The sequence below is a fragment of the Providencia sp. M-27 genome, from assembly GCF_011077905.1.
Taxonomy (GTDB): Bacteria; Pseudomonadota; Gammaproteobacteria; order Enterobacterales; family Enterobacteriaceae; genus Providencia; species Providencia huaxiensis.
The window spans coordinates 1-7,134 of the sequence record NZ_JAALBT010000038.1 but is presented as its reverse complement, the minus strand read 5'-3'; the positions used below and the strand labels follow the sequence as shown (position 1 = coordinate 7,134).

Sequence of the window (7,134 nt, the reverse complement as noted above, 5' to 3'; positions counted from 1 at the left end):
ATGATCGCATTCAATCACGTTGTTCCGGTACTTAATCTGTCGGTGTTCAACGTCAGACGGGCACCGGCCTTCGCGTTTGAGCAGAGCAAGCGCGCGACCTTGCCCCTCCAACGTCATCTCGTTCTCCGCTCATCAGCTCAGCCAATCGACTGGCGAGCGGCATCGCATTCTTCGCATCCCGCCTCTGGCGGATGCAGGAAGATCAACGGATCTCGGTCCAGTTGACCCAGGGCTGTCGCCACAATGTCGCGGGAGCGGATCAACCGAGCAATGGCATGACCGACTGGACCTACCTTCTGAAGGCTCTTCTCCTTGAGCCACCTGTCGGCCAAGGCAAAGCGCTCACAGCAGTGATCATTCTCGAGATAATCGACGCGGACCAACTTGCCATCCTGGAGAATGGTGCAGTGTCTCGACACCCCATAGGGAACCTTTGCCATCAACTCGGCAAGATGCAGCGTCGTGTTGGCATCGTGTCCCACGCCGAGGAGAAGTACCTGCCCATCGAGTTCATGGACACGGGCGACCGGGCTTGCCGGCGAGTGAGGTGGCAGGGGCAATGGATCAGAGGTGATTTGCTCCGCCTGTGGCCCCGCTGCCGCAAAGGCAAATGGATGGGCGCTGCGCTTTACATCTGGCAGGCGCCAGAATGTGTCAGAGACAACTCCAAGGTCCGGTGTAACGGGCGACGTGGCAGGATCGAACGGCTCGTCGTCCAGACCTGACCACGAGGGCATGACGAGCGTCCCTTCCGGACCCAGCGCAGCACGCAGGGCCTCGATCAGTCCAAGTGGCCCGCCTTCGAGGGGTCGTACGCTACGGAAGGAACTGTGGACCAGCAGCACACCGCCGGGGGTAACCCCAACGTCGAGAAGCTGACCGATGAGCTCGCCTTTTCGCCATTCGTATTGCACGACATTATCGCGAGCCCATCTATACCCATATAAATCAGCATCCAGGTTGGAATTTAATCGCGGCCTCGAGCAAGACGTTTCCCGTTGAATATGGCTCATAACACCCCTTGTATTACTGTTTATGTAAGCAGACAGTTTTATTGTTCATGATGATATATTTTTATCTTGTGCAATATGACATGGGTTAACTTCATCCGCAGTAAAAAACTGCGCTGAATGGGCCAGAGCAGAATCCCGGGATGGTTAACTGAGTTCTGATCAAAAAAGCGGCCTATGGAGCTGTGCGGCAGCGCTCAGTAGGCAATTTTTCAAAATATTGTTAAGCCTTTTCTGAGCATGGTATTTTTCATGGTATTACCAATTAGCAGGAAAATAAGCCATTGAATATAAAAGATAAAAATGTCTTGTTTACAATAGAGTGGGGGGGGTCAGCCTGCCGCCTTGGGCCGGGTGATGTCGTACTTGCCCGCCGCGAACTCGGTTACCGTCCAGCCCAGCGCGACCAGCTCCGGCAACGCCTCGCGCACCCGCTGGCGGCGCTTGCGCATGGTCGAACCACTGGCCTCTGACGGCCAGACATAGCCGCACAAGGTATCTATGGAAGCCTTGCCGGTTTTGCCGGGGTCGATCCAGCCACACAGCCGCTGGTGCAGCAGGCGGGCGGTTTCGCTGTCCAGCGCCCGCACCTCGTCCATGCTGATGCGCACATGCTGGCCGCCACCCATGACGGCCTGCGCGATCAAGGGGTTCAGGGCCACGTACAGGCGCCCGTCCGCCTCGTCGCTGGCGTACTCCGACAGCAGCCGAAACCCCTGCCGCTTGCGGCCATTCTGGGCGATGATGGATACCTTCCAAAGGCGCTCGATGCAGTCCTGTATGTGCTTGAGCGCCCCACCACTATCGACCTCTGCCCCGATTTCCTTTGCCAGCGCCCGATAGCTACCTTTGACCACCATGGCATCAGCGGTGACGGCCTCCCACTTGGGTTCCAGGAACAGCCGGAGCTGCCGTCCGCCTTCGGTCTTGGGTTCCGGGCCAAGCACTAGGCCATTAGGCCCAGCCATGGCCACCAGCCCTTGCAGGATGCGCAGATCATCAGCGCCCAGCGGCTCCGGGCCGCTGAACTCGATCCGCTTGCCGTCGCCGTAGTCATACGTCACGTCCAGCTTGCTGCGCTTGCGCTCGCCCCGCTTGAGGGCACGGAACAGGCCGGGGGCCAGACAGTGCGCCGGGTCGTGCCGGACGTGGCTGAGGCTGTGCTTGTTCTTAGGCTTCACCACGGGGCACCCCCTTGCTCTTGCGCTGCCTCTCCAGCACGGCGGGCTTGAGCACCCCGCCGTCATGCCGCCTGAACCACCGATCAGCGAACGGTGCGCCATAGTTGGCCTTGCTCACACCGAAGCGGACGAAGAACCGGCGCTGGTCGTCGTCCACACCCCATTCCTCGGCCTCGGCGCTGGTCATGCTCGACAGGTAGGACTGCCAGCGGATGTTATCGACCAGTACCGAGCTGCCCCGGCTGGCCTGCTGCTGGTCGCCTGCGCCCATCATGGCCGCGCCCTTGCTGGCATGGTGCAGGAACACGATAGAGCACCCGGTATCGGCGGCGATGGCCTCCATGCGACCGATGACCTGGGCCATGGGGCCGCTGGCGTTTTCTTCCTCGATGTGGAACCGGCGCAGCGTGTCCAGCACCATCAGGCGGCGGCCCTCGGCGGCGCGCTTGAGGCCGTCGAACCACTCCGGGGCCATGATGTTGGGCAGGCTGCCGATCAGCGGCTGGATCAGCAGGCCGTCAGCCACGGCTTGCCGTTCCTCGGCGCTGAGGTGCGCCCCAAGGGCGTGCAGGCGGTGATGAATGGCGGTGGGCGGGTCTTCGGCGGGCAGGTAGATCACCGGGCCGGTGGGCAGTTCGCCCACCTCCAGCAGATCCGGCCCGCCTGCAATCTGTGCGGCCAGTTGCAGGGCCAGCATGGATTTACCGGCACCACCGGGCGACACCAGCGCCCCGACCGTACCGGCCACCATGTTGGGCAAAACGTAGTCCAGCGGTGGCGGCGCTGCTGCGAACGCCTCCAGAATATTGATAGGCTTATGGGTAGCCATTGATTGCCTCCTTTGCAGGCAGTTGGTGGTTAGGCGCTGGCGGGGTCACTACCCCCGCCCTGCGCCGCTCTGAGTTCTTCCAGGCACTCGCGCAGCGCCTCGTATTCGTCGTCGGTCAGCCAGAACTTGCGCTGACGCATCCCTTTGGCCTTCATGCGCTCGGCATATCGCGCTTGGCGTACAGCGTCAGGGCTGGCCAGCAGGTCGCCGGTCTGCTTGTCCTTTTGGTCTTTCATATCAGTCACCGAGAAACTTGCCGGGGCCGAAAGGCTTGTCTTCGCGGAACAAGGACAAGGTGCAGCCGTCAAGGTTAAGGCTGGCCATATCAGCGACTGAAAAGCGGCCAGCCTCGGCCTTGTTTGACGTATAACCAAAGCCACCGGGCAACCAATAGCCCTTGTCACTTTTGATCAGGTAGACCGACCCTGAAGCGCTTTTTTCGTATTCCATAAAACCCCCTTCTGTGCGTGAGTACTCATAGTATAACAGGCGTGAGTACCAACGCAAGCACTACATGCTGAAATCTGGCCCGCCCCTGTCCATGCCTCGCTGGCGGGGTGCCGGTGCCCGTGCCAGCTCGGCCCGCGCAAGCTGGACGCTGGGCAGACCCATGACCTTGCTGACGGTGCGCTCGATGTAATCCGCTTCGTGGCCGGGCTTGCGCTCTGCCAGCGCTGGGCTGGCCTCGGCCATGGCCTTGCCGATTTCCTCGGCACTGCGGCCCCGGCTGGCCAGCTTCTGCGCGGCGATAAAGTCGCACTTGCTGAGGTCATCACCGAAGCGCTTGACCAGCCCGGCCATCTCGCTGCGGTACTCGTCCAGCGCCGTGCGCCGGTGGCGGCTAAGCTGCCGCTCGGGCAGTTCGAGGCTGGCCAGCCTGCGGGCCTTCTCCTGCTGCCGCTGGGCCTGCTCGATCTGCTGGCCAGCCTGCTGCACCAGCGCCGGGCCAGCGGTGGCGGTCTTGCCCTTGGATTCACGCAGCAGCACCCACGGCTGATAACCGGCGCGGGTGGTGTGCTTGTCCTTGCGGTTGGTGAAGCCCGCCAAGCGGCCATAGTGGCGGCTGTCGGCGCTGGCCGGGTCGGCGTCGTACTCGCTGGCCAGCGTCCGGGCAATCTGCCCCCGAAGTTCACCGCCTGCGGCGTCGGCCACCTTGACCCATGCCTGATAGTTCTTCGGGCTGGTTTCCACTACCAGGGCAGGCTCCCGGCCCTCGGCTTTCATGTCATCCAGGTCAAACTCGCTGAGGTCGTCCACCAGCACCAGACCATGCCGCTCCTGCTCGGCGGGCCTGATATACACGTCATTGCCCTGGGCATTCATCCGCTTGAGCCATGGCGTGTTCTGGAGCACTTCGGCGGCTGACCATTCCCGGTTCATCATCTGGCCGGTGGTGGCGTCCCTGACGCCGATATCGAAGCGCTCACAGCCCATGGCCTTGAGCTGTCGGCCTATGGCCTGCAAAGTCCTGTCGTTCTTCATCGGGCCACCAAGCGCAGCCAGATCGAGCCGTCCTCGGTTGTCAGTGGCGTCAGGTCGAGCAAGAGCAACGATGCGATCAGCAGCACCACCGTAGGCATCATGGAAGCCAGCATCACGGTTAGCCATAGCTTCCAGTGCCACCCCCGCGACGCGCTCCGGGCGCTCTGCGCGGCGCTGCTCACCTCGGCGGCTACCTCCCGCAACTCTTTGGCCAGCTCCACCCATGCCGCCCCTGTCTGGCGCTGGGCTTTCAGCCACTCCGCCGCCTGCGCCTCGCTGGCCTGCTGGGTCTGGCTCATGACCTGCCGGGCTTCGTCGGCCAGTGTCGCCATGCTCTGGGCCAGCGGTTCGATCTGCTCCGCTAACTCGTTGATGCCTCTGGATTTCTTCACTCTGTCGATTGCGTTCATGGTCTATTGCCTCCCGGTATTCCTGTAAGTCGATGATCTGGGCGTTGGCGGTGTCGATGTTCAGGGCCACGTCTGCCCGGTCGGTGCGGATGCCCCGGCCTTCCATCTCCACCACGTTCGGCCCCAGGTGAACACCGGGCAGGCGCTCGATGCCCTGCGCCTCAAGTGTTCTGTGGTCAATGCGGGCGTCGTGGCCAGCCCGCTCTAATGCCCGGTTGGCATGGTCGGCCCATGCCTCGCGGGTCTGCTCAAGCCATGCCTTGGGCTTGAGCGCTTCGGTCTTCTGTGCCCCGCCCTTCTCCGGGGTCTTGCCGTTGTACCGCTTGAACCACTGAGCGGCGGGCCGCTCGATGCCGTCATTGATCCGCTCGGAGATCATCAGGTGGCAGTGCGGGTTCTCGCCGCCACCGGCATGGATGGCCAGCGTATACGGCAGGCGCTCGGCACCGGTCAGGTGCTGGGCGAACTCGGACGCCAGCGCCTTCTGCTGGTCGAGGGTCAGCTCGACCGGCAGGGCAAATTCGACCTCCTTGAACAGCCGCCCATTGGCGCGTTCATACAGGTCGGCAGCATCCCAGTAGTCGGCGGGCCGCTCGACGAACTCCGGCATGTGCCCGGATTCGGCGTGCAAGACTTCATCCATGTCGCGGGCATACTTGCCTTCGCGCTGGATGTAGTCGGCCTTGGCCCTGGCCGATTGGCCGCCCGACCTGCTGCCGGTTTTCGCCGTAAGGTGATAAATCGCCATGCTGCCTCGCTGTTGCTTTTGCTTTTCGGCTCCATGCAATGGCCCTCGGAGAGCGCACCGCCCGAAGGGTGGCCGTTAGGCCAGTTTCTCGAAGAGAAACCGGTAAGTGCGCCCTCCCCTACAAAGTAGGGTCGGGATTGCCGCCGCTGTGCCTCCATGATAGCCTACGAGACAGCACATTAACAATGGGGTGTCAAGATGGTTAAGGGGAGCAACAAGGCGGCGGATCGGCTGGCCAAGCTCGAAGAACAACGAGCGCGAATCAATGCCGAAATTCAGCGGGTGCGGGCAAGGGAACAGCAGCAAGAGCGCAAGAACGAAACAAGGCGCAAGGTGCTGGTGGGGGCCATGATTTTGGCCAAGGTGAACAGCAGCGAGTGGCCGGAGGATCGGCTCATGGCGGCAATGGATGCGTACCTTGAACGCGACCACGACCGCGCCTTGTTCGGTCTGCCGCCACGCCAGAAGGATGAGCCGGGCTGAATGATCGACCGAGACAGGCCCTGCGGGGCTGCACACGCGCCCCCACCCTTCGGGTAGGGGGAAAGGCCGCTAAAGCGGCTAAAAGCGCTCCAGCGTATTTCTGCGGGGTTTGGTGTGGGGTTTAGCGGGCTTTGCCCGCCTTTCCCCCTGCCGCGCAGCGGTGGGGCGGTGTGTAGCCTAGCGCAGCGAATAGACCAGCTATCCGGCCTCTGGCCGGGCATATTGGGCAAGGGCAGCAGCGCCCCACAAGGGCGCTGATAACCGCGCCTAGTGGATTATTCTTAGATAATCATGGATGGATTTTTCCAACACCCCGCCAGCCCCCGCCCCTGCTGGGTTTGCAGGTTTGGGGGCGTGACAGTTATTGCAGGGGTTCGTGACAGTTATTGCAGGGGTTCGTGACAGTTATTGCAGGGGGGCGTGACAGTTATTGCAGGGGTTCGTGACAGTTAGTACGGGAGTGACGGGCACTGGCTGGCAATGTCTAGCAACGGCAGGCATTTCGGCTGAGGGTAAAAGAACTTTCCGCTAAGCGATAGACTGTATGTAAACACAGTATTGCAAGGACGCGGAACATGCCTCATGTGGCGGCCAGGACGGCCAGCCGGGATCGGGATACTGGTCGTTACCAGAGCCACCGACCCGAGCAAACCCTTCTCTATCAGATCGTTGACGAGTATTACCCGGCATTCGCTGCGCTTATGGCAGAGCAGGGAAAGGAATTGCCGGGCTATGTGCAACGGGAATTTGAAGAATTTCTCCAATGCGGGCGGCTGGAGCATGGCTTTCTACGGGTTCGCTGCGAGTCTTGCCACGCCGAGCACCTGGTCGCTTTCAGCTGTAAGCGTCGCGGTTTCTGCCCGAGCTGTGGGGCGCGGCGGATGGCCGAAAGGGCACTGTTGCAAAGTTAGCGATGAGGCAGCCTTTTGTCTTATTCAAAGGCCTTACATTTCAAAAACTCTGCTTACCAGGCGCATTTCGCCCAGGGGAT

At 61.6% G+C, this 7,134-nt stretch carries 7 protein-coding genes and 2 pseudogenes; 2 read left to right on the top strand and 7 right to left on the bottom strand.

Annotated elements, in window-relative coordinates; translation table 11 throughout:
* The 7 genes and pseudogenes from G6Q48_RS21520 to G6Q48_RS23230 form a co-directional block, all read right to left on the bottom strand.
* Positions 1–99 (bottom strand): annotated as a pseudogene (locus G6Q48_RS21520) (IS6 family transposase); the annotation flags it as partial.
* Between the two features lie 38 nt (positions 100–137).
* Positions 138–1,013, bottom strand: a complete 876-nt coding sequence (gene aac(3)-IV / locus G6Q48_RS21515; protein WP_234899673.1) for an AAC(3)-IV family aminoglycoside N-acetyltransferase — start codon at positions 1,011–1,013, stop codon at positions 138–140.
* Positions 1,014–1,342: 329 nt separating this feature from the next.
* The gene (gene repC / locus G6Q48_RS21510) at positions 1,343–2,194 is read right to left on the bottom strand and encodes a replication protein C, IncQ-type (protein WP_000240536.1); all 852 of its coding nucleotides are present in this window, start codon (positions 2,192–2,194) and stop codon (positions 1,343–1,345) included.
* Positions 2,181–3,020, bottom strand: a complete 840-nt coding sequence (locus tag G6Q48_RS21505; RefSeq protein ID WP_000190708.1) for a helicase RepA family protein — start codon at positions 3,018–3,020, stop codon at positions 2,181–2,183. Before G6Q48_RS21505 ends, repC begins: the two co-directional genes overlap by 14 nt.
* A 29-nt stretch (positions 3,021–3,049) precedes the next feature.
* The gene (urfF, locus tag G6Q48_RS21500; RefSeq protein ID WP_007857788.1) at positions 3,050–3,256 is read right to left on the bottom strand and encodes a plasmid repression protein F; all 207 of its coding nucleotides are present in this window, start codon (positions 3,254–3,256) and stop codon (positions 3,050–3,052) included.
* Position 3,257: 1 nt separating this feature from the next.
* Positions 3,258–3,470 (bottom strand): hypothetical protein, encoded by a 213-nt coding sequence (locus tag G6Q48_RS23165; RefSeq protein ID WP_000455501.1) that lies wholly within the window; start codon positions 3,468–3,470, stop codon positions 3,258–3,260.
* Positions 3,471–3,530: 60 nt separating this feature from the next.
* Complete coding sequence (locus tag G6Q48_RS23230; protein ID WP_001395566.1) at positions 3,531–5,660, bottom strand: MobA/MobL family protein; 2,130 nt, start codon at positions 5,658–5,660, stop codon at positions 3,531–3,533.
* Positions 5,661–5,858: 198 nt separating this feature from the next.
* Between G6Q48_RS23230 and G6Q48_RS21485 the strand changes: the two genes are divergently transcribed.
* Positions 5,859–6,143 (top strand): mobilization protein C, encoded by a 285-nt coding sequence (locus tag G6Q48_RS21485; RefSeq protein WP_000238497.1) that lies wholly within the window; start codon positions 5,859–5,861, stop codon positions 6,141–6,143.
* 575 nt (positions 6,144–6,718) lie between these two features.
* Positions 6,719–7,045: pseudogene (locus G6Q48_RS21480) on the top strand (transposase zinc-binding domain-containing protein); the annotation flags it as partial.
* Positions 7,046–7,134 lie beyond the last annotated feature (89 nt).